This window comes from Bacillus sp. FSL R5-0523 (genome assembly GCF_037975295.1).
Classification (GTDB): Bacteria; Bacillota; Bacilli; order Bacillales; family Bacillaceae; genus Bacillus; species Bacillus subtilis.
The window spans coordinates 635,233-654,232 of sequence record NZ_CP150251.1; the positions used below are offsets into that span (position 1 = coordinate 635,233).

Genomic DNA, 19,000 nt, shown 5'->3' on the forward strand with positions numbered 1-19,000 from the left:
TTGAAAACTAGATAACAGTAGACATCACATTCAATTAGTAACACAAGATATCACATAGTGATTCTTTTTAACGGTTAAGTTAGAAAGGGCGCACGGTGGATGCCTTGGCACTAGGAGCCGATGAAGGACGGGACGAACACCGATATGCTTCGGGGAGCTGTAAGCAAGCTTTGATCCGGAGATTTCCGAATGGGGAAACCCACCACTCGTAATGGAGTGGTATCCATATCTGAATTCATAGGATATGAGAAGGCAGACCCGGGGAACTGAAACATCTAAGTACCCGGAGGAAGAGAAAGCAAATGCGATTCCCTGAGTAGCGGCGAGCGAAACGGGATCAGCCCAAACCAAGAGGCTTGCCTCTTGGGGTTGTAGGACACTCTGTACGGAGTTACAAAGGAACGAGGTAGATGAAGAGGTCTGGAAAGGCCCGCCATAGGAGGTAACAGCCCTGTAGTCAAAACTTCGTTCTCTCCTGAGTGGATCCTGAGTACGGCGGAACACGTGAAATTCCGTCGGAATCCGGGAGGACCATCTCCCAAGGCTAAATACTCCCTAGTGACCGATAGTGAACCAGTACCGTGAGGGAAAGGTGAAAAGCACCCCGGAAGGGGAGTGAAAGAGATCCTGAAACCGTGTGCCTACAAGTAGTCAGAGCCCGTTAACGGGTGATGGCGTGCCTTTTGTAGAATGAACCGGCGAGTTACGATCCCGTGCAAGGTTAAGCAGAAGATGCGGAGCCGCAGCGAAAGCGAGTCTGAATAGGGCGCATGAGTACGTGGTCGTAGACCCGAAACCAGGTGATCTACCCATGTCCAGGGTGAAGTTCAGGTAACACTGAATGGAGGCCCGAACCCACGCACGTTGAAAAGTGCGGGGATGAGGTGTGGGTAGGGGTGAAATGCCAATCGAACCTGGAGATAGCTGGTTCTCTCCGAAATAGCTTTAGGGCTAGCCTCAAGGTAAGAGTCTTGGAGGTAGAGCACTGATTGGACTAGGGGCCCCTACCGGGTTACCGAATTCAGTCAAACTCCGAATGCCAATGACTTATCCTTGGGAGTCAGACTGCGAGTGATAAGATCCGTAGTCGAAAGGGAAACAGCCCAGACCGCCAGCTAAGGTCCCAAAGTATACGTTAAGTGGAAAAGGATGTGGAGTTGCTTAGACAACCAGGATGTTGGCTTAGAAGCAGCCACCATTTAAAGAGTGCGTAATAGCTCACTGGTCGAGTGACTCTGCGCCGAAAATGTACCGGGGCTAAACGTATCACCGAAGCTGCGGACTGTTCTTCGAACAGTGGTAGGAGAGCGTTCTAAGGGCTGTGAAGCCAGACCGGAAGGACTGGTGGAGCGCTTAGAAGTGAGAATGCCGGTATGAGTAGCGAAAGAGGGGTGAGAATCCCCTCCACCGAATGCCTAAGGTTTCCTGAGGAAGGCTCGTCCGCTCAGGGTTAGTCGGGACCTAAGCCGAGGCCGAAAGGCGTAGGCGATGGACAACAGGTTGATATTCCTGTACCACCTCCTCACCATTTGAGCAATGGGGGGACGCAGGAGGATAGGGTAAGCGCGGTATTGGATATCCGCGTCCAAGCAGTTAGGCTGGGAAATAGGCAAATCCGTTTCCCATAAGGCTGAGCTGTGATGGCGAGCGAAATATAGTAGCGAAGTTCCTGATTCCACACTGCCAAGAAAAGCCTCTAGCGAGGTGAGAGGTGCCCGTACCGCAAACCGACACAGGTAGGCGAGGAGAGAATCCTAAGGTGATCGAGAGAACTCTCGTTAAGGAACTCGGCAAAATGACCCCGTAACTTCGGGAGAAGGGGTGCTCTGTTAGGGTGCAAGCCCGAGAGAGCCGCAGTGAATAGGCCCAGGCGACTGTTTAGCAAAAACACAGGTCTCTGCGAAGCCGTAAGGCGAAGTATAGGGGCTGACGCCTGCCCGGTGCTGGAAGGTTAAGAGGAGCGCTTAGCGTAAGCGAAGGTGCGAATTGAAGCCCCAGTAAACGGCGGCCGTAACTATAACGGTCCTAAGGTAGCGAAATTCCTTGTCGGGTAAGTTCCGACCCGCACGAAAGGCGCAACGATCTGGGCACTGTCTCAACGAGAGACTCGGTGAAATTATAGTACCTGTGAAGATGCAGGTTACCCGCGACAGGACGGAAAGACCCCGTGGAGCTTTACTGCAGCCTGATATTGAATGTTGGTACAGCTTGTACAGGATAGGTAGGAGCCTTGGAAACCGGAGCGCCAGCTTCGGTGGAGGCATCGGTGGGATACTACCCTGGCTGTATTGACCTTCTAACCCGCCGCCCTTATCGGGCGGGGAGACAGTGTCAGGTGGGCAGTTTGACTGGGGCGGTCGCCTCCTAAAAGGTAACGGAGGCGCCCAAAGGTTCCCTCAGAATGGTTGGAAATCATTCGCAGAGTGTAAAGGCACAAGGGAGCTTGACTGCGAGACCTACAAGTCGAGCAGGGACGAAAGTCGGGCTTAGTGATCCGGTGGTTCCGCATGGAAGGGCCATCGCTCAACGGATAAAAGCTACCCCGGGGATAACAGGCTTATCTCCCCCAAGAGTCCACATCGACGGGGAGGTTTGGCACCTCGATGTCGGCTCATCGCATCCTGGGGCTGTAGTCGGTCCCAAGGGTTGGGCTGTTCGCCCATTAAAGCGGTACGCGAGCTGGGTTCAGAACGTCGTGAGACAGTTCGGTCCCTATCCGTCGCGGGCGCAGGAAATTTGAGAGGAGCTGTCCTTAGTACGAGAGGACCGGGATGGACGCACCGCTGGTGTACCAGTTGTTCTGCCAAGGGCATCGCTGGGTAGCTATGTGCGGACGGGATAAGTGCTGAAAGCATCTAAGCATGAAGCCCCCCTCAAGATGAGATTTCCCATTCCGCAAGGAAGTAAGATCCCTGAAAGATGATCAGGTTGATAGGTCTGAGGTGGAAGTGTGGCGACACATGGAGCTGACAGATACTAATCGATCGAGGACTTAACCATATTTTTGAATGATGTCACACCTGTTATCTAGTTTTGAGAGAACACTCTCAATTTGTTTGGTGGCGATAGCGAAGAGGTCACACCCGTTCCCATACCGAACACGGAAGTTAAGCTCTTCAGCGCCGATGGTAGTCGGGGGTTTCCCCCTGTGAGAGTAGGACGCCGCCAAGCATTACTTTTATCATCGCGGGGTGGAGCAGTTCGGTAGCTCGTCGGGCTCATAACCCGAAGGTCGCAGGTTCAAATCCTGCCCCCGCAACCAAATATATGATTAAATAAGGAGTGCCCTAAGGGTACAACTAAAATAATCTTATACAAATATGGTCCGGTAGTTCAGTTGGTTAGAATGCCTGCCTGTCACGCAGGAGGTCGCGGGTTCGAGTCCCGTCCGGACCGCCATTAATGTAAACGAAACGATCATGTTTTCGTTTTTTTTGTGTTTTCTTTTACTGTATCTTCTGCTTGGTGTCATAGCCAAGCTTTCTTTATATCGGGAACATCTTGGATATTTCAGCAAAATTCGATAAACTAGGAAGAGCACATATAGGCATAAGCAGGGTTGAAAGGAGATTTTGGTTCATGGATGAATTTGATTTGATACATAGCATTACTCCGCGGACCATTCACCATTCTTCCGTTGATGTAGGAATAGGTGATGATGCAGCGCTCTACACTGCGAAACACGGCGTTCAGGAAATTGTTTGTGTTGATACTATGGTAGAAGACGTGCACTTCAAATTACACTATTCCTCACCTGAAGATATCGGGTATAAGGCGTTAGCCGTTAATATAAGTGATATTGCCGCGATGGGAGGCATTCCGAAATTTTATCTGGTATCACTTGCGGTACCTTCAAAATGGACTGAATCTGAAATCAAGGCGATGTATGAAGGAATGAATGAACTGGCGAAACTATATCATATGGATCTGATTGGTGGCGATACAGTTTCTACCGCTGACAAATTAGTCGTTACAGTCACTGTGATCGGTGAAATTGAAAAGGGACAGGCCTGTTTGCGCAGCTTAGCAAAACCGAATGATATTGTGTTTGTAACCGGTGAAATCGGTTCTTCTGCAGCAGGACTTTCTTTATTATTAGAGGAGACTCATCCTCAAAATTCTTCTATTGACACGGATTACTTTATCCACAGGCATAAACGGCCTGAGCCAAGAGTAATTGTCGGCAGATTATGCTCGAGTCTTAAACGGGCAGCTTTAAATGATGTTAGTGACGGATTGGCTAGTGAACTGAACGAGATTGCAGAAGCCAGCTGTGTTTCAATTGAAATTGTTGAAAGCATGCTTCCAATTCATTCTGATTTACCTAAGCTTCATCCTAACTGGAAAGAATGGGCTTTGTTTGGCGGTGAGGATTTTGAGCTGACAGGGACGGTTTCAAAAGAGGAGTGGGAAGTGTTGAAGCAGCAGTGCGCAGCACGTCAACTTCCCATTACAAAGATTGGCCATGTCAGGGAAAAAACAAAATCTAAAGTGATCCTAAAAACAGATCAAACATCAATGATCTTAGAGAAAAAGGGATATAATCATTTTAAATAAGACGGGTGACTCGTGTGAAGCAATTAAAATGGAGAACTGTAAATCCAGAAGAAACAAAAGCAATTGCCAAGCTTGCGGCAGCGTTTGCTAAACCGGGAGACGTCCTGACATTAGAGGGCGATTTAGGTGCAGGAAAAACGACTTTTACGAAAGGTTTTGCAGAAGGGCTGGGAATTACACGTATTGTAAACAGTCCGACTTTTACAATTATAAAAGAATATAACGATGGCGTACTTCCTCTTTATCACATGGATGTGTATAGAATGGAAGATGAAAGTGAAGATTTGGGACTTGATGAATATTTTCACGGACAAGGTGTCTGTCTCGTTGAATGGGCTCATTTAATTGAAGAACAGCTGCCACAGGAGCGACTGCAAATTGTCATCAAAAGAGCTGGTGATGATGAGCGGGAAATTACCTTTACTGCTGTCGGGAATCGGTATGAAATGCTTTGTGAGGAGTTAAGTAGACATGACAATATTAGCAATTGATACATCAAATTATACATTGGGCATTGCGCTGCTTCGAGAAGACACTGTTATAGCAGAATACATTACATATTTGAAAAAGAACCACTCTGTAAGAGCGATGCCTGCTGTTCATTCATTGCTGAATGATTGTGATATGGCACCGCAGGACCTTTCTAAAATTGTCGTTGCAAAAGGCCCTGGTTCATACACAGGAGTAAGAATAGGTGTGACGTTGGCCAAAACACTTGCCTGGTCTTTAGACATTCCAATAAGTGCTGTATCAAGTCTTGAGACGCTTGCGGCAAATGGCCGGCATTTTGACGGTCTGATCAGCCCAATCTTTGATGCTAGACGGGGACAGGTGTACACAGGTCTGTATCAATATAAAAATGGGCTTTTAGAGCAAGCTGTTCCAGATCAAAATGTGATGCTGGCAGATTGGCTGGAGATGTTAAAAGAAAAGGATCGTCCTGTTTTGTTTTTAGGTCACGACACTTCTATTCACAAGCAGATGATAGAAGATGTTCTTAGAACAAAAGGATTCATTGGAACTGCCGTCCAGCATAACCCGCGTCCTTCAGAATTGGCTTTTCTCGGGAAGGAAAAGGAAGCAGCTGATGTTCATGGGCTTGTCCCGGATTACTTGCGGCTGGCAGAAGCTGAAGCGAAATGGATTGAAAGTCAAAAGTAGGGTGATAGGATGAAAACAAAAGCAGCGGTCAGAAATATGCGGCTTGAAGATATAGATCACGTATACGAAATCGAAGCATCCTCCTTTACGTCTCCTTGGACGAAGGATTCGTTTTATCATGAGCTGCTGGAAAATCCATATGCTCATTATCTCGTGATTGAAAAGGACGGCCATGTTGCTGGGTATTGCGGGATTTGGATTGTGATGGACGATGCCCAAATTACAAATATAGCGATAAAACCAGAGTATCGCGGCCAGTCTTTAGGAGAAACGCTTTTTCGCTCAGCTGTTGAACTGTGCAAAGAAAAAGACGCAAGGCGGCTTTCGCTTGAAGTGAGGGTTTCGAATCATCCTGCTCAAGGCTTATATAAGAAATTCGGGATGCAGCCCGGCGGAATAAGAAAGAACTATTATACTGATAACGGGGAAGATGCGTTAATTATGTGGGTGACGATAAATGAGTGAGCAAAAAGACATGTACGTATTAGGAATTGAAACAAGCTGTGATGAGACTGCTGCAGCTATTGTGAAAAACGGGAAAGAGATCATTTCAAACGTAGTAGCCTCTCAAATTGAAAGCCATAAGCGCTTCGGAGGCGTTGTTCCGGAAATTGCTTCAAGACATCATGTTGAACAAATCACTTTGGTTATAGAAGAGGCGTTTCGCAAAGCTGGCATGACGTATAGTGATATTGATGCGATTGCAGTAACAGAAGGTCCGGGACTGGTGGGGGCGCTTCTTATCGGAGTGAATGCCGCTAAAGCATTGAGCTTTGCACATAACATTCCGTTAGTAGGCGTTCATCATATAGCCGGTCATATATACGCGAACCGTCTTGTAGAAGACATCGTGTTCCCGGCACTGGCATTGGTCGTTTCAGGAGGCCATACAGAACTGGTTTATATGAAGGAACATGGATCATTTGAAGTCATTGGGGAAACCCTTGATGATGCGGCTGGAGAAGCCTACGACAAAGTGGCGCGGACGATGGGATTGCCGTATCCGGGTGGACCGCAAATTGACAAGCTAGCTGAAAAAGGGAATGACAATATTCCGCTTCCTCGCGCATGGCTTGAAGAAGGCTCTTACAACTTCAGCTTTAGCGGATTGAAGTCTGCGGTGATCAATACGCTTCATAATGCATCCCAAAAAGGGCAAGAGATTGCTCCGGAAGATTTGTCTGCCAGTTTCCAAAATAGTGTGATCGATGTCTTGGTCACCAAAACGGCGCGCGCGGCAAAGGAATATGATGTCAAACAGGTCCTTTTAGCCGGAGGAGTAGCTGCAAACAGAGGCCTCAGAGCTGCATTAGAAAAGGAATTTGCCCAGCATGAAGGGATTACGCTTGTTATTCCTCCATTAGCTTTATGCACGGATAATGCTGCGATGATTGCTGCTGCTGGTACAATTGCTTTTGAAAAAGGAATTCGCGGTGCATATGATATGAATGGGCAGCCCGGCCTTGAATTGACTTCTTATCAAAGTCTCACGAGATAATAGCGTGAGACTTTTTATATGTTTGTTATTAACAGATAATTCACAATTTATCCACATGTCTGTGAGTAATTATAGAGATATAGATGGATAAAGGGCTTAAGTCGCTGTTAATAAAGTGGATAAATTCAGAATATTTTGTGGATATTGTGTATAAAGCGCTTACTTTGTTTTGCTTATTAGGGTATGTTCTGTGGATAAAAAGCACCTCTAAAAAGAGGTGCTTGACTTTTTTAATCTTCTTCTGTGGATAGTTCTTCCCATTCGGACAAAAGAGATTCCAGCTCCTGATTGAGCTTCTCATTGTCTGCATGGATAGCTTGTACTTTTTCATGATCCTGATAGACTTCAGGGTCACATAGCAATTCATCATTGCGGCTGATGTTTTCTTCAATGGTTTGAACAGTGGTTTCAATTTCTTCAATCCGACGGAGTCGTTGGCGCTCTTTCTTTTTCCATTCTTTTTCTTCCTCGTAGGAACGTTTGGAGTCAGACTTCACTGTAGCTGGCGTTTTTTCAGTTTCCTCTTGCTGATTTATTTTCTCCAATTCAAGCTGCTCTGTTTTTTTCTCTGTATAATAATCGTAATCTCCCAGATACTCCTCTATATGGCTTGAAGAAAGCTCCAATACTCTTGTGGCGATTCTGTTAATAAAATATCTGTCATGTGAGACAAATAACAGTGTGCCTGGATAATCAATCAGCGCGTTTTCGAGAACTTCTTTGCTGTCTAAATCCAGATGGTTCGTCGGTTCATCAAGGATGAGAAAGTTGGCTTTTTGAAGCATCAGCTTAGCTAGAGCCAATCTTGCTTTTTCGCCACCGCTCAGTGAATGAACTGGTTTCAGCACATCATCTCCGGAGAATAAGAAATTTCCGAGACACGTTCTGATTTCTTTTTCTGGGAGCCCGGGGTACTCGTCCCACAGCTCATCAAGGACACGTTTAGAGGAAGTCAGCTCAGCCTGTTCCTGATCATAATAGCCGACACTGACATTTGAGCCGTATGAGATCGTTCCTTGATCTGGTTTTAGGGTGTCTATTAATGTTTTCAGCAATGTCGATTTACCAATTCCGTTAGGGCCGACAAGCGCTGCGCTTTCTCCTCTTGTGAGCATGAATGACACTTCTGTTAAAAGCGGCGGCTGGTTTTCATAGCTGATTGTGAGATCCTGAACACGAAGGACTTCATTTCCGCTCTGTTTGGTAATATCAAAATGAAAGTTTGCTGATTTTTCATCGCCAAGCGGTTTTGACATGACATCCATTCGCTCAAGCTGCTTTCTGCGGCTTTGCGCCCTTTTGGTGGTAGAGGCTCTCGCCAGATTTCGGTCTACGAAGTCCTGCAGCTTTGCAATCTCGTCCTGCTGCTTTTCATAAAATTTCAGATCTTTTTCATACTGCGCGGCTTTTTGGTCGAGATAAGCGCTGTAGTTGCCGTGATACTTTTTGCTTTCTGCTCTTGATACCTCGTATACCTGGTTTACTACTTTGTCCAAAAAGTAGCGGTCATGCGAAACGATGAGAATGGCGCCTGAATAGCCTTGTAAATAATGCTCAAGCCAGGTAAGCGTATCAATATCCAGATGGTTTGTCGGCTCATCGAGAATGAGCAAATCAGGCTGTGTTAACAGAAGCTTACCTAAAGCCAGTCTTGTTTTCTGGCCTCCGCTGAGGCTTTGAACCTGTGTAGAATCGTCAAAATGGCTGAAGCCGAGACCATGCAGCACAGATCTAACATCCGCTTCATATTGATAGCCGCCTTTATCTTTGAATTCCTGCTGAAGGCGGTCGTAGGTTTTCATGATGCTTTCTAATTCACCCGGGTCAGCTGCCGCCATTTTTTCTTCTATAGCCCGCATTTCCTTTTCCATTGCTTTTAAATGGTCAAAAACAGTCAGCAGCTCTTCTTTTATGGTAAGCTTAGAATCCAAGCCAGTATGCTGGGCGAGATATCCCATTGTAATATCTTTCGGTTTAATAATTTCGCCCTTTTCATACGAAAGCTGACCTGCGATAATTTTAAGGAGCGTGGATTTTCCAGCGCCATTTCTTCCTACAATGGCGATGCGATCACGATTTCTGACTTCCAGCTTTATATTGTTTAAAATAGTATCAGCACCAAACGATTTGGACAGCTGATTAATTTGTAAGATCATCATATTATTTCACCTCTGCTATAATAAGTTAAGTGTAGCTTATGAACCAGAAGTCAGCAAACAATACATTGGCCATATAAGACATAGAGAAGAAAATAGTGTATGATCTGTTTAAGGAGCGTTTTAATATGAATAGATTTTCTCATTTTAATGAACAGGGCAGAGCCCAGATGGTGGATATCAGCGAAAAATCTTCGACTGTCCGTACTGCGGCGGCTGTTTCAAGCGTACACATGAAGAATGAAGTGTACGAGAAAATACAGAGTCACGATATCGGCAAAGGAGATGTACTGGCTGTCGCGCAGGTGGCAGGCATTATGGCCGCAAAGCAAACGTCGAATATCATTCCGATGTGCCATCCGCTTTCATTGAGCGGGGTAGATATATCGTTTGACTGGAAAATAAAAGAAGCAGAAGTTATACTTCATATAAAAGCACAGGTCAAAACGAAAGGGAGTACAGGTGTGGAAATGGAAGCGCTCACTTCTGCATCGGTGTGCGCTCTTACCGTTTACGATATGTGCAAGGCCCTTGATAAGGGGATGGTCATCGGCCCTACTTTCTTGCTGGAGAAGACAGGAGGGAAAAACGGTGACTTTAAAAGAGAACTATCCGAGTATAATTTGGAGGACCAAAAATGAATAAGGATCAATCAAAAATTCCGCAGGCGACGGCGAAACGGCTGCCGCTTTACTATCGCTTTTTAAAGAATCTGCATGCGTCAGGAAAACAGCGTGTATCATCCGCTGAACTCAGTGATGCCGTAAAGGTTGATTCTGCCACGATTCGGAGGGATTTTTCCTATTTTGGAGCTCTTGGCAAAAAAGGATACGGATATAATGTGGATTATTTGCTGTCTTTTTTCCGAAAAACGCTTGATCAGGATGAGATGACAGACGTCATCTTGATTGGTGTCGGGAACTTGGGAACGGCATTTCTTCACTATAATTTCACAAAAAATAATAACACAAAAATTTCTATGGCTTTTGATATAAATGAGAGTAAAATAGGAACTGAGGTAGGCGGCGTGCCCGTCTATAACCTTGATGACCTTGAACAACACGTAAAAGATGAATCAGTTGCCATTCTTACAGTGCCTGCAGTTGCCGCTCAATCCATTACAGACAGATTGGTCGCATTAGGAATCAAGGGAATCCTTAATTTTACGCCGGCCCGTTTGAATGTGCCGGAACACATTCGAATTCATCATATAGATTTAGCAGTTGAGCTTCAGTCACTGGTTTATTTTTTGAAGCATTATTCAGTTTTAGAGGAAATCGAATAGAGGGAAAGGAGGAGCCCAAATATGCCGATCGGTCCTGGAAGCCTTGCTGTTATCGCAATCGTTGCTCTGATTATCTTTGGTCCCAAAAAGCTGCCTGAATTGGGGAAAGCAGCGGGAGACACACTTCGTGAATTCAAAAACGCTACTAAAGGGTTAACGAGTGATGAAGAGGAAAAAAAGAAAGAAGATCAGTAAGTTAGGATGACACGAATGAAAGTGAATCAAATGTCGCTGCTGGAGCATATTGCTGAGCTTCGAAAACGGTTGCTGATTGTAGCGCTGGCGTTTGTCGTTTTCTTTATTGCTGGATTTTTTTTAGCGAAGCCGATTATTGTGTACCTGCAAGAAACAGATGAAGCGAAGCAGCTTACGCTTAACGCGTTTAACCTGACAGACCCGCTTTATGTGTTTATGCAATTTGCATTTATCATCGGCATAGTCTTGACCTCGCCGGTTATTCTTTATCAGCTTTGGGCTTTTGTGAGCCCGGGCCTCTATGAGAAAGAGCGCAAAGTAACGCTCAGCTACATTCCGATCTCTATTTTGCTGTTTTTAGCGGGCTTATCTTTTTCATATTATATTTTATTTCCTTTTGTTGTTGATTTTATGAAGCGAATTTCTCAGGACTTGAATGTCAATCAGGTGATCGGAATTAATGAATATTTTCATTTTCTTCTGCAGCTGACGATTCCGTTTGGACTGCTGTTCCAAATGCCGGTCATCCTCATGTTTTTGACTAGGCTCGGAATTGTGACACCGATGTTCTTGGCTAAAATCAGAAAGTATGCGTATTTTACGCTGCTGGTGATCGCAGCCCTGATTACACCGCCTGAGCTTCTGTCCCATATGATGGTCACAGTCCCGCTTTTGATTTTATATGAAATCAGTATCCTTATATCGAAGGCCGCTTATCGGAAAGCACAGAAAAGCAGTGCAGCCGATCGGGACGTGTCTTCTGGGCAATAATAAAAAATCCATTTCTCATGCGAGAAATGGATTCAGCGTGTTGACAAACCCCCGCATTCGTTGTCAAGTCTGTGCGTTGGTGCTCACGAATGAAAACATTCGGTCCGCTCCAATGCTCGCCTTTCCTAGACTTCAAGGGTTTTCAATCACGCTGAAAATGACAAAATCCTAAAACGAAAGCCGTTTTAGGATTTAATTTGAATCCATTTCTCATTCAGAAATGGATTTTCTTTATTTTTGGTTCTTTTTGATTTTAAATGAAAAGGCGAACATCTTAAAAGAAATGCTGATGTTGTAAGCGGCGAACACCATCAGCAGGATGGAGTAAAATGACCACATGCTGCCTGGCGAGCTTGCGGCAAGATAAGTAAAGATGCACCCTACGGCAAAGTAGATCATTCCCCAAACTACCGGGTTTCTCATAAAAATAATCCTCCAATAATCAATTGCATTTGTGTGCTCTGCTGTTCAAGGTAATTCCGAACAGGCTCAAGCTGCATGATGACGACGAATGTATTCATCATTAAATGGGCGAAAATCGGCACCCATATCCGTTTTGTTCTCGCATATAAAAAGGCAAAGGTAAAGCCCATTGCTGTATATAGAAGGAGATGCTTCAAATCAGCGTGAACAATACCGAAGATAACCGAGCTGATCAGTCCTGCAAAAAAGAAATTCGTTTTTTCGTACAGCGCGCCGAAAATGATTTTTCTGAAGATAATTTCTTCTAATATAGGCCCGACGATGGAAGAAACGATAATCATGAGCGGCACTGCCTGAATGACATCCAGAATCGCTTGTGTATTTTCTGATTCTCTCCCGATGCCAAAAACATAATATTCAATAGAGCCTGCTATTCCTTGAGAGAAAAGGGCAATGAAAAAACCGGCTATCGCCCAAAGGATAGAAAGTCCGATTGAGCCCTTCTGTCCGTTTCGCAGCGTTTCTTTCGGAACGGTTCTCAGAATGAGCAGAACAACAACGAGACAGGCGATAAAGCTGATAACGGACCATAATCCTTGTGCATGCAGCATATTTTCATCTGTAGGCTGTCCTCCGGCATAACCGAATTTAAATAACAAGGGAATCGCGATTAATGCGGAAAACTGCATGATGATATATGTCAAAATAATAAACCAATACTGTTTTCTCAAATGGTATGTACTCCTTTGTTAAGTGGGTTTCGTTCATCTACAGCTATTGTAACATAATCGGTACGGGGGTGAAAAAGCTAACGGAAAAGGGAGCGGAAAAGAATGATGTAAGCGTGAAAAATTTTTTATCTTATCACTTGAAATTGGAAGGGAGATTCTTTATTATAAGAATTGTGTTAGCACTCTTTAGTGCTGAGTGCTAAAATTACATATTCATACTATTGAGGAGGTTATTACATTGTTAAAGCCATTAGGTGATCGCGTTGTCATTGAACTCGTAGAATCTGAAGAAAAAACTGCCAGCGGAATTGTGTTGCCGGATTCTGCAAAAGAAAAACCGCAAGAAGGCAAAATCGTGGCAGCTGGTTCAGGTCGCGTGTTAGAAAGCGGAGAGCGCGTTGCTTTAGAAGTAAAAGAGGGCGACCGCATTATCTTCTCAAAATACGCAGGTACTGAAGTGAAATACGAAGGTACTGAATACTTAATCTTACGTGAAAGCGACATTTTAGCTGTTATCGGCTAATTCTTAAATAAACAATATTTAAAACATTTGAGGAGGTCTTGTAAACATGGCAAAAGAAATTAAGTTTAGTGAAGAAGCTCGCCGCGCAATGCTTCGCGGTGTCGATGCACTTGCTGATGCTGTTAAAGTAACTTTAGGACCAAAAGGACGCAACGTGGTTCTAGAGAAAAAATTCGGTTCTCCGTTAATCACAAATGACGGTGTAACAATCGCTAAAGAAATCGAGCTAGAAGACGCGTTTGAAAACATGGGTGCTAAGCTTGTTGCTGAAGTAGCCAGCAAAACAAACGACGTTGCCGGTGACGGTACAACAACTGCAACAGTTCTTGCGCAAGCAATGATCCGTGAAGGTCTTAAAAACGTAACAGCAGGCGCTAACCCTGTAGGTGTGCGTAAAGGGATGGAACAAGCTGTAGCGGTTGCGATCGAAAACTTAAAAGAAATTTCTAAGCCAATCGAAGGCAAAGAGTCTATCGCTCAGGTTGCTGCGATCTCTGCTGCTGATGAGGAAGTCGGAAGCCTTATCGCTGAAGCAATGGAGCGCGTAGGAAACGACGGCGTTATCACAATCGAAGAGTCTAAAGGCTTCACAACTGAGCTTGAAGTTGTTGAAGGTATGCAATTCGACCGCGGATATGCGTCTCCTTACATGGTAACTGACTCTGATAAGATGGAAGCGGTTCTTGACAATCCTTACATCTTAATCACAGACAAAAAAATCACAAACATTCAAGAAATCCTTCCTGTGCTTGAGCAGGTTGTTCAGCAAGGCAAACCATTGCTTTTGATCGCAGAAGACGTTGAAGGCGAAGCGCTTGCAACACTTGTTGTAAACAAACTTCGCGGCACATTCAACGCAGTTGCTGTTAAAGCTCCTGGCTTCGGTGACCGCCGTAAAGCAATGCTTGAAGACATCGCTGTCCTTACTGGCGGAGAAGTCATCACAGAAGATCTTGGCCTTGACCTGAAATCTACTCAAATCGCTCAATTGGGACGCGCTTCTAAAGTTGTCGTTACTAAAGAAAACACAACAATCGTTGAAGGCGCTGGCGAAACAGACAAAATTTCTGCCCGCGTGACTCAAATCCGCGCTCAAGTGGAAGAAACAACTTCTGAATTCGACAGAGAAAAATTACAAGAGCGTCTTGCGAAACTTGCTGGCGGCGTAGCTGTCATCAAAGTCGGCGCTGCGACTGAAACTGAGCTGAAAGAGCGTAAACTTCGCATCGAAGACGCCTTGAACTCAACTCGCGCAGCTGTTGAAGAAGGCATCGTATCCGGTGGTGGTACAGCGCTTGTAAACGTATATAACAAAGTCGCTGCAGTTGAAGCTGAAGGCGATGCTCAAACAGGTATCAACATCGTGCTTCGCGCGCTTGAAGAGCCAATCCGTCAAATCGCACATAACGCTGGTCTTGAAGGATCTGTCATCGTTGAGCGCCTCAAAAACGAAGAAATCGGCGTAGGCTTCAACGCTGCAACTGGCGAATGGGTAAACATGATCGAAAAAGGTATCGTTGACCCAACGAAAGTTACACGCTCAGCTCTTCAAAACGCTGCGTCTGTAGCTGCAATGTTCTTAACAACTGAAGCCGTTGTCGCTGACAAGCCAGAAGAAAACGCTGGCGGCGGAATGCCTGATATGGGCGGCATGGGCGGTATGGGCGGCATGATGTAATCAAACGGCGAAAACCCTTGATATACCAAGGGTTTGTCGGCAACGGACGTCATTTTTGATGCCCTTTTGATGCCATTTGTAAATTTCGAGGCTTCTCATGAGTGCATTGAACTTGTGAGAAGCTTCTTTTTTTCTGTCTTTTTTGATGTGTAAATAAACCTGTGTAGTATGTAGGGGCATACATGGCATTTATGGACCGAAAACAAAAGCAAAAAAGGACTACTGAGTCCTTTTCTAAAATCGAAGCAGACTTTTTTGCCAAACACGTCATCTGCAATTGATATTATTTTATCTGGCATTTTACCGTCTCGATAACGATTAGAAACGTTTACTATATATGACTCGCTTTCTTTATGGAAGCTATGTAAGTATCCGAATGCAATTTCTTCCCTATCTTCAAGATCAAAAGTTTCAGGAGAGGGGGTAGCGCTGAATAAATTTTGACATATTCTAAATAATCTTTTGGGAACTTTACTTGTAATGTGTCTTCTACTTCATTAATTTCCTTATTACTAACAGGTTGCTCTCCGAAATCCCATTCAATCATATGAAATCTCCGCCTCGATATGTAAAACCCTTCTTTATGTAAGAAGGGTTTTAATTTTATTCAGCCTTTAAATATGTCCGGAATTTTATCTCGCCATATTAATAGCAATTCTTTAAATTGATCGGTTTCAATTGAGTTTTCATAGGGTTCTTCTATCCTAAAAGAGTTTTCAACAATTGTCACATCTTTTTTAATGAGAACACTTGTAGCATTTAACTCAATCTCAAAATCTTCATATATCCCTTCTAAAACCTTCTCAATGTAATCTATATACTCGTTGGCTTGTTCTTCTGTAGCGATGTTTTCAATGAAATCAGAGAAAATACTGATTTCTTTTGGCAATACTATTCCTAAATCACCAAATGGATCTTCTTCAAATTTATATGGATATTTCATATGTTATTTCACCTTCAAGATTATTTTTTATATAACGGGTATGCAGTTGCTATTGTTCCATCCTTATTTAAATACATTTCTATTTTAATACCCGACGCAGACATGCCCCTGAATTTATTTGAGCCGATTTGCTTTTTAGTTTGGTAAGCTTCATCAATAGCTTTTAATACATCTGCACGGTTCCACTCTCTAGGGAAGAAACTAGAATCAGCTATTTTTTTAACACCGTCAACCTCAACCTTTGCCATATAAACTCCGTTTTTATCAGGTTTTTTTTCCGTACCCTGAATAATTTTTCCGCCCATCATACTTTCATGGTGATAACCAACTGCTTTACCGCGTTTATTTATTTCTCCATGGTAGATGTGCTTCATTGTACCTGTGGTATACTTTCCATTACCCGAACTGAAATTAGATGTTGTAGATTTAGTTAAAATACTCTCTTTTTGATTTTCAATAATACTTTTTAACAAAGGAGTATTTTTTGCATTATACGTATTGTCAATATCTTTAGCTATCCCTACAAGTGCAGGTTCATATTTATTTTTTAATAAGGGGTTAATAAAGTCTTTTCCCTTTAAAAGCCCTTTATTGACATGAGCAGCGGCTGTTCCACCTTCAACTACTTTACCTACTTTAGAAAGCTTGGTAGTCGTTTGCACTGCGGCACCTGCACCTTTTGGGCCAACGATATTTCCTATCGCATAACTGATATAATGCCCTTTTTCGTATGCATCGCCATTTACCATTTTATCATTCCATGAGTCGATCAGGCTTGTCCAGATGATTTTTGAATAAGAGGGCACGCTTAAAACTGTTGAAATTGTTTTTGTGAGTTTTAGTTCGGTAGGAAGCTGTGAATATTCCCATGTACCTACAACCAAGTCTTTGATGCCATATATCGTATCGTCAATCACATCGTCAATTCCATCATTAACTCCGTCGACGAAGTCAATTACTGTCTTACCGGTATTGATTACACTTTCACCGACGGCCTTCAGCTGTTTTGCTTGTTCAAGCTGTACCACATACTGGAGCTGTTCAGGGGTAAGATTCTCATAGCCGACCTTCTTGGCAATTTCTAAGTATTCATCCGGATCTGTCACTCCGTCAGCTAGCTTCTTCTTCAATTCTTTGATTTCTCGTTCTTTCGCTTCGTCTTTCTTGATCTTCAAATAAGCCTCAGTTTGTTTCTCAATATCGCCTTTTTTCTTATGTATGTCACTGTCACGGTACGCCTTGGCATTGTAATGGATGGGGGTAGCATTCTTGCCTTTACCTGTTGATTCCTCAAGCTTGTGGAAGTCCTTCTTGATGAATTGCTCGTTTGGCTCTGATTGGGCATATTCAGTAACAAGTGATTCGTCTACGCTGCCTAGTTTATCGACTGTTTTTTTACGTTTGTTCTCTGCATCAGCAAGTTCGTCTTTGAAGACTTCTGTCGAGAACAAATCAAGCGGAAGAATATCGTCGATATCATTTAAGATATCTTTCATCGCTTTCTTCTGTTCAGACATAATGGATTTTGATTTTGTATAGGCGTTAGCCAGCTCGTGTTCTAAGAAGGATTCTTCTATGTATGCATCCGATAAGCTAGCGTCCTCTAAAGCGCCTGAAATGCTTGTCAAAAAAGCAATTTTCATATCTATTAGATCAATCCAATTGTCAGCCACACCAGCGTGATCTTGATAAAATGCTTTGATGTTGTCAGCGCCTTTTCCGGAAAACTCACTGTCATCTAAATGAGCTACGGATTTAAAGGCTTTTTTAAGATTGACCATCTGGCTTCTTAATTCCTTGTATTCTTTTGCACGTTTATCTGCTTCTGAAAGCAGTGTTTTGGCTTCAAATACTTTCATATTCATATCCTTTCATTTAAATAGATCAACAAGATTTTACCATGGGAAAATGAAGAAACAGACTAAATGTGATACAAAAGTGTGAAATGGTCAACTTTAACTATGTCATTTTACCTATCTGAATCTCTTGTTTGGGTTACCGCCACGCCTATAGCTAGAAGGGCTTTCTACAGTTAGATTTATAGACCGAAAAAAAATTGAGGTTATTGAAATTAAAAATTCCCTCTCATAGAGAGAGGGAATTATTTATTTTTGTTATAAAAATTCATTGTAAAAAAAGATAAAACTAATAAAACTAGAAAATAGACTATGAAGGTTGAGATAAAGTTCCAAGAGAAAAAGTTAAAGTCTTTATTTAGAGAATAAAATACAATTTGACTTACTAAAGTTATTACGAAAACAACTGTTATTAATTTAGAGAATTTTTTGGTCATGACAAAACACCTCTTCTATTTTAGTGAAATAAACCCATTTAATATAGTAGAATATTTGGTAAAATATAGTATGTAAATAACGATTAGGAGGATGTTCTATGAAAAAGCTTTTAGCTGTAGTGTTAACATTTACTATGATAACACTAATGTTCGGAAGTACGTCAATAGTTCAAGCGGAGGAAAAGTGTCCAACCTGTGAGAAAACAGATCCTTTGGTAGCACCTACCACAAAAGATCTAAATAAAACTATTGAAATATTAAAAGACAATAATGTGAACACGTTAGCTTTGGATAAAGAAAAAGCTGCAGTAGTCGAAAATGATAAAGACAAAGCTGTAATTATCGCAGAAAAGCTAGGTGATAGTAAAGATAAGATTGAGTATAACCAGTATTTTGTTGACGTTAATAACGAAAAATTTGTAACTTTAAAACAAAAAGTTGAAAAACTAGATGATAAGACTGTAAAAGCTGAAGTCATAAACGCAGAATCAGGAGCAAAATATTCTGTTACAATTGATAAAGATGGAAATAAATTAGATGAAAATTTTATTTCAGGAAAGTCTGCTGATTTTAAACAATCAAGTTTATGTAGTGCTATCGTAGGTGCAGTTCTTGGTACAGGATCTAAATTTGCTTGTATTGCAGCTTGTACAGCTGTAACTGGAGGTTGGGGAGCAGTTGCATGTGGTGTATTATGTGCAGCAGTAACTGGCGGAATAAGCTGGGCTGGGGCAAAAGATATGTGTGAACAATTATTCGGTTGAAAAACGACGCTCCTATATAGGA

At 43.1% G+C, this 19,000-nt stretch carries 17 protein-coding genes, 2 tRNA genes and 2 rRNA genes; 16 read left to right on the forward strand and 5 right to left on the reverse strand.

What is annotated here, in order from left to right:
• Positions 1 to 72 precede the first annotated feature (72 nt).
• The 9 genes from NYE53_RS03300 (at position 73) to tsaD (ending at position 7,216) form a co-directional block, all read left to right on the forward strand.
• Positions 73 to 3,000: ribosomal RNA gene (locus tag NYE53_RS03300) — 23S ribosomal RNA — on the forward strand.
• Between the two features lie 55 nt (positions 3,001 to 3,055).
• Positions 3,056 to 3,171 (forward strand): 5S ribosomal RNA (rrf, locus tag NYE53_RS03305).
• Positions 3,172 to 3,185: 14 nt separating this feature from the next.
• Positions 3,186 to 3,262, forward strand: a tRNA-Met gene (locus NYE53_RS03310).
• Between the two features lie 60 nt (positions 3,263 to 3,322).
• Positions 3,323 to 3,399: transfer RNA gene (locus NYE53_RS03315), tRNA-Asp, on the forward strand.
• A 180-nt stretch (positions 3,400 to 3,579) separates the two neighbouring features.
• A complete protein-coding gene (gene thiL / locus NYE53_RS03320) occupies positions 3,580 to 4,557 on the forward strand; it encodes a thiamine-phosphate kinase (RefSeq protein ID WP_339247240.1) in 978 nt (325 codons plus the stop codon).
• Between the two features lie 14 nt (positions 4,558 to 4,571).
• Entirely contained in the window at positions 4,572 to 5,048 is a 477-nt protein-coding gene (tsaE, locus tag NYE53_RS03325; protein WP_014479022.1) for a tRNA (adenosine(37)-N6)-threonylcarbamoyltransferase complex ATPase subunit type 1 TsaE, read from the forward strand.
• The gene (gene tsaB / locus NYE53_RS03330) at positions 5,029 to 5,718 is read left to right on the forward strand and encodes a tRNA (adenosine(37)-N6)-threonylcarbamoyltransferase complex dimerization subunit type 1 TsaB (RefSeq protein WP_339247243.1); all 690 of its coding nucleotides are present in this window, start codon (positions 5,029 to 5,031) and stop codon (positions 5,716 to 5,718) included. Before tsaE ends, tsaB begins: the two co-directional genes overlap by 20 nt.
• A 9-nt stretch (positions 5,719 to 5,727) precedes the next feature.
• A complete protein-coding gene (rimI, locus tag NYE53_RS03335) occupies positions 5,728 to 6,183 on the forward strand; it encodes a ribosomal protein S18-alanine N-acetyltransferase (RefSeq protein ID WP_014476001.1) in 456 nt (151 codons plus the stop codon).
• Complete coding sequence (gene tsaD, locus NYE53_RS03340; protein WP_003234076.1) at positions 6,176 to 7,216, forward strand: tRNA (adenosine(37)-N6)-threonylcarbamoyltransferase complex transferase subunit TsaD; 1,041 nt, start codon at positions 6,176 to 6,178, stop codon at positions 7,214 to 7,216. The genes rimI and tsaD overlap by 8 nt, the downstream gene beginning before the upstream one ends.
• A gap of 230 nt (positions 7,217 to 7,446) precedes the next feature.
• Here tsaD and NYE53_RS03345 read toward each other — a convergent pair whose 3' ends face one another.
• Positions 7,447 to 9,375: an ABC-F family ATP-binding cassette domain-containing protein gene (locus tag NYE53_RS03345; RefSeq protein WP_339247248.1), complete on the reverse strand. Its 1,929-nt coding sequence runs from the start codon at positions 9,373 to 9,375 to the stop codon at positions 7,447 to 7,449.
• 125 nt (positions 9,376 to 9,500) lie between these two features.
• On the opposite strand from NYE53_RS03345, the gene moaC reads away from it, so the two are divergent.
• From moaC to tatC, 4 genes are read left to right on the forward strand one after another with little or no spacing between them, the layout of a single operon-like run.
• Positions 9,501 to 10,013 carry a cyclic pyranopterin monophosphate synthase MoaC gene (gene moaC / locus NYE53_RS03350; RefSeq protein ID WP_335388937.1) on the forward strand — a complete coding sequence of 171 codons (513 nt, stop codon included), beginning with the start codon at positions 9,501 to 9,503 and terminating at the stop codon, positions 10,011 to 10,013.
• Positions 10,010 to 10,657 carry a redox-sensing transcriptional repressor Rex gene (locus NYE53_RS03355; protein ID WP_003234073.1) on the forward strand — a complete coding sequence of 216 codons (648 nt, stop codon included), beginning with the start codon at positions 10,010 to 10,012 and terminating at the stop codon, positions 10,655 to 10,657. The genes moaC and NYE53_RS03355 overlap by 4 nt, the downstream gene beginning before the upstream one ends.
• A gap of 21 nt (positions 10,658 to 10,678) precedes the next feature.
• Entirely contained in the window at positions 10,679 to 10,852 is a 174-nt protein-coding gene (gene tatAY, locus NYE53_RS03360) for a sec-independent protein translocase protein TatAY (protein WP_003234072.1), read from the forward strand.
• Positions 10,853 to 10,858: 6 nt separating this feature from the next.
• Positions 10,859 to 11,623 (forward strand): twin-arginine translocase subunit TatC, encoded by a 765-nt coding sequence (gene tatC, locus NYE53_RS03365; protein ID WP_072174264.1) that lies wholly within the window; start codon positions 10,859 to 10,861, stop codon positions 11,621 to 11,623.
• Between the two features lie 231 nt (positions 11,624 to 11,854).
• On the opposite strand, the gene NYE53_RS03370 is transcribed toward tatC, so the two are convergent.
• Both NYE53_RS03370 and NYE53_RS03375 read right to left on the reverse strand, forming a co-directional pair.
• Positions 11,855 to 12,046, reverse strand: a complete 192-nt coding sequence (locus NYE53_RS03370) for a YdiK family protein (RefSeq protein ID WP_003225680.1) — start codon at positions 12,044 to 12,046, stop codon at positions 11,855 to 11,857.
• Positions 12,043 to 12,777, reverse strand: a complete 735-nt coding sequence (locus NYE53_RS03375) for a type II CAAX endopeptidase family protein (RefSeq protein WP_339247252.1) — start codon at positions 12,775 to 12,777, stop codon at positions 12,043 to 12,045. Before NYE53_RS03375 ends, NYE53_RS03370 begins: the two co-directional genes overlap by 4 nt.
• A 238-nt stretch (positions 12,778 to 13,015) precedes the next feature.
• Between NYE53_RS03375 and groES the strand changes: the two genes are divergently transcribed.
• Positions 13,016 to 13,300: a co-chaperone GroES gene (gene groES, locus NYE53_RS03380; RefSeq protein ID WP_003155970.1), complete on the forward strand. Its 285-nt coding sequence runs from the start codon at positions 13,016 to 13,018 to the stop codon at positions 13,298 to 13,300.
• 46 nt (positions 13,301 to 13,346) lie between these two features.
• Entirely contained in the window at positions 13,347 to 14,978 is a 1,632-nt protein-coding gene (groL, locus tag NYE53_RS03385; RefSeq protein ID WP_003234067.1) for a chaperonin GroEL, read from the forward strand.
• Between the two features lie 607 nt (positions 14,979 to 15,585).
• Here the strand turns inward: groL and NYE53_RS03390 are convergent.
• Together NYE53_RS03390 and NYE53_RS03395 are read right to left on the reverse strand one after the other, a co-directional pair.
• A complete protein-coding gene (locus tag NYE53_RS03390; protein ID WP_339247254.1) occupies positions 15,586 to 15,921 on the reverse strand; it encodes a tRNA-Val4 in 336 nt (111 codons plus the stop codon).
• A 20-nt stretch (positions 15,922 to 15,941) separates the two neighbouring features.
• On the reverse strand, positions 15,942 to 17,780 hold the full coding sequence (locus NYE53_RS03395; protein ID WP_339247255.1) for a T7SS effector LXG polymorphic toxin: 1,839 nt from the start codon (positions 17,778 to 17,780) through the stop codon (positions 15,942 to 15,944).
• 532 nt (positions 17,781 to 18,312) lie between these two features.
• Here NYE53_RS03395 and NYE53_RS03400 point away from each other — a divergent pair.
• Positions 18,313 to 18,978, forward strand: coding sequence for a hypothetical protein (locus NYE53_RS03400; protein ID WP_061573204.1), 666 nt, complete (start codon positions 18,313 to 18,315; stop codon positions 18,976 to 18,978).
• Positions 18,979 to 19,000 lie beyond the last annotated feature (22 nt).

Coding starts and splice junctions, on each gene's coding strand:
- thiL (WP_339247240.1), top strand. CDS start 3,580: ATGGATGAATTTGATTTGATACATAGCATTACTCCGCGGACCATTCAC.
- tsaB (WP_339247243.1), top strand. CDS start 5,029: ATGACAATATTAGCAATTGATACATCAAATTATACATTGGGCATTGCG.
- rimI (WP_014476001.1), top strand. CDS start 5,728: ATGAAAACAAAAGCAGCGGTCAGAAATATGCGGCTTGAAGATATAGAT.
- tsaD (WP_003234076.1), top strand. CDS start 6,176: ATGAGTGAGCAAAAAGACATGTACGTATTAGGAATTGAAACAAGCTGT.
- NYE53_RS03345 (WP_339247248.1), bottom strand. CDS start 9,375: ATGATGATCTTACAAATTAATCAGCTGTCCAAATCGTTTGGTGCTGAT.
- moaC (WP_335388937.1), top strand. CDS start 9,501: ATGAATAGATTTTCTCATTTTAATGAACAGGGCAGAGCCCAGATGGTG.
- NYE53_RS03355 (WP_003234073.1), top strand. CDS start 10,010: ATGAATAAGGATCAATCAAAAATTCCGCAGGCGACGGCGAAACGGCTG.
- tatAY (WP_003234072.1), top strand. CDS start 10,679: ATGCCGATCGGTCCTGGAAGCCTTGCTGTTATCGCAATCGTTGCTCTG.
- tatC (WP_072174264.1), top strand. CDS start 10,859: ATGACACGAATGAAAGTGAATCAAATGTCGCTGCTGGAGCATATTGCT.
- NYE53_RS03370 (WP_003225680.1), bottom strand. CDS start 12,046: ATGAGAAACCCGGTAGTTTGGGGAATGATCTACTTTGCCGTAGGGTGC.
- groL (WP_003234067.1), top strand. CDS start 13,347: ATGGCAAAAGAAATTAAGTTTAGTGAAGAAGCTCGCCGCGCAATGCTT.
- NYE53_RS03390 (WP_339247254.1), bottom strand. CDS start 15,921: ATGAAATATCCATATAAATTTGAAGAAGATCCATTTGGTGATTTAGGA.
- NYE53_RS03395 (WP_339247255.1), bottom strand. CDS start 17,780: ATGAAAGTATTTGAAGCCAAAACACTGCTTTCAGAAGCAGATAAACGT.
- NYE53_RS03400 (WP_061573204.1), top strand. CDS start 18,313: ATGAAAAAGCTTTTAGCTGTAGTGTTAACATTTACTATGATAACACTA.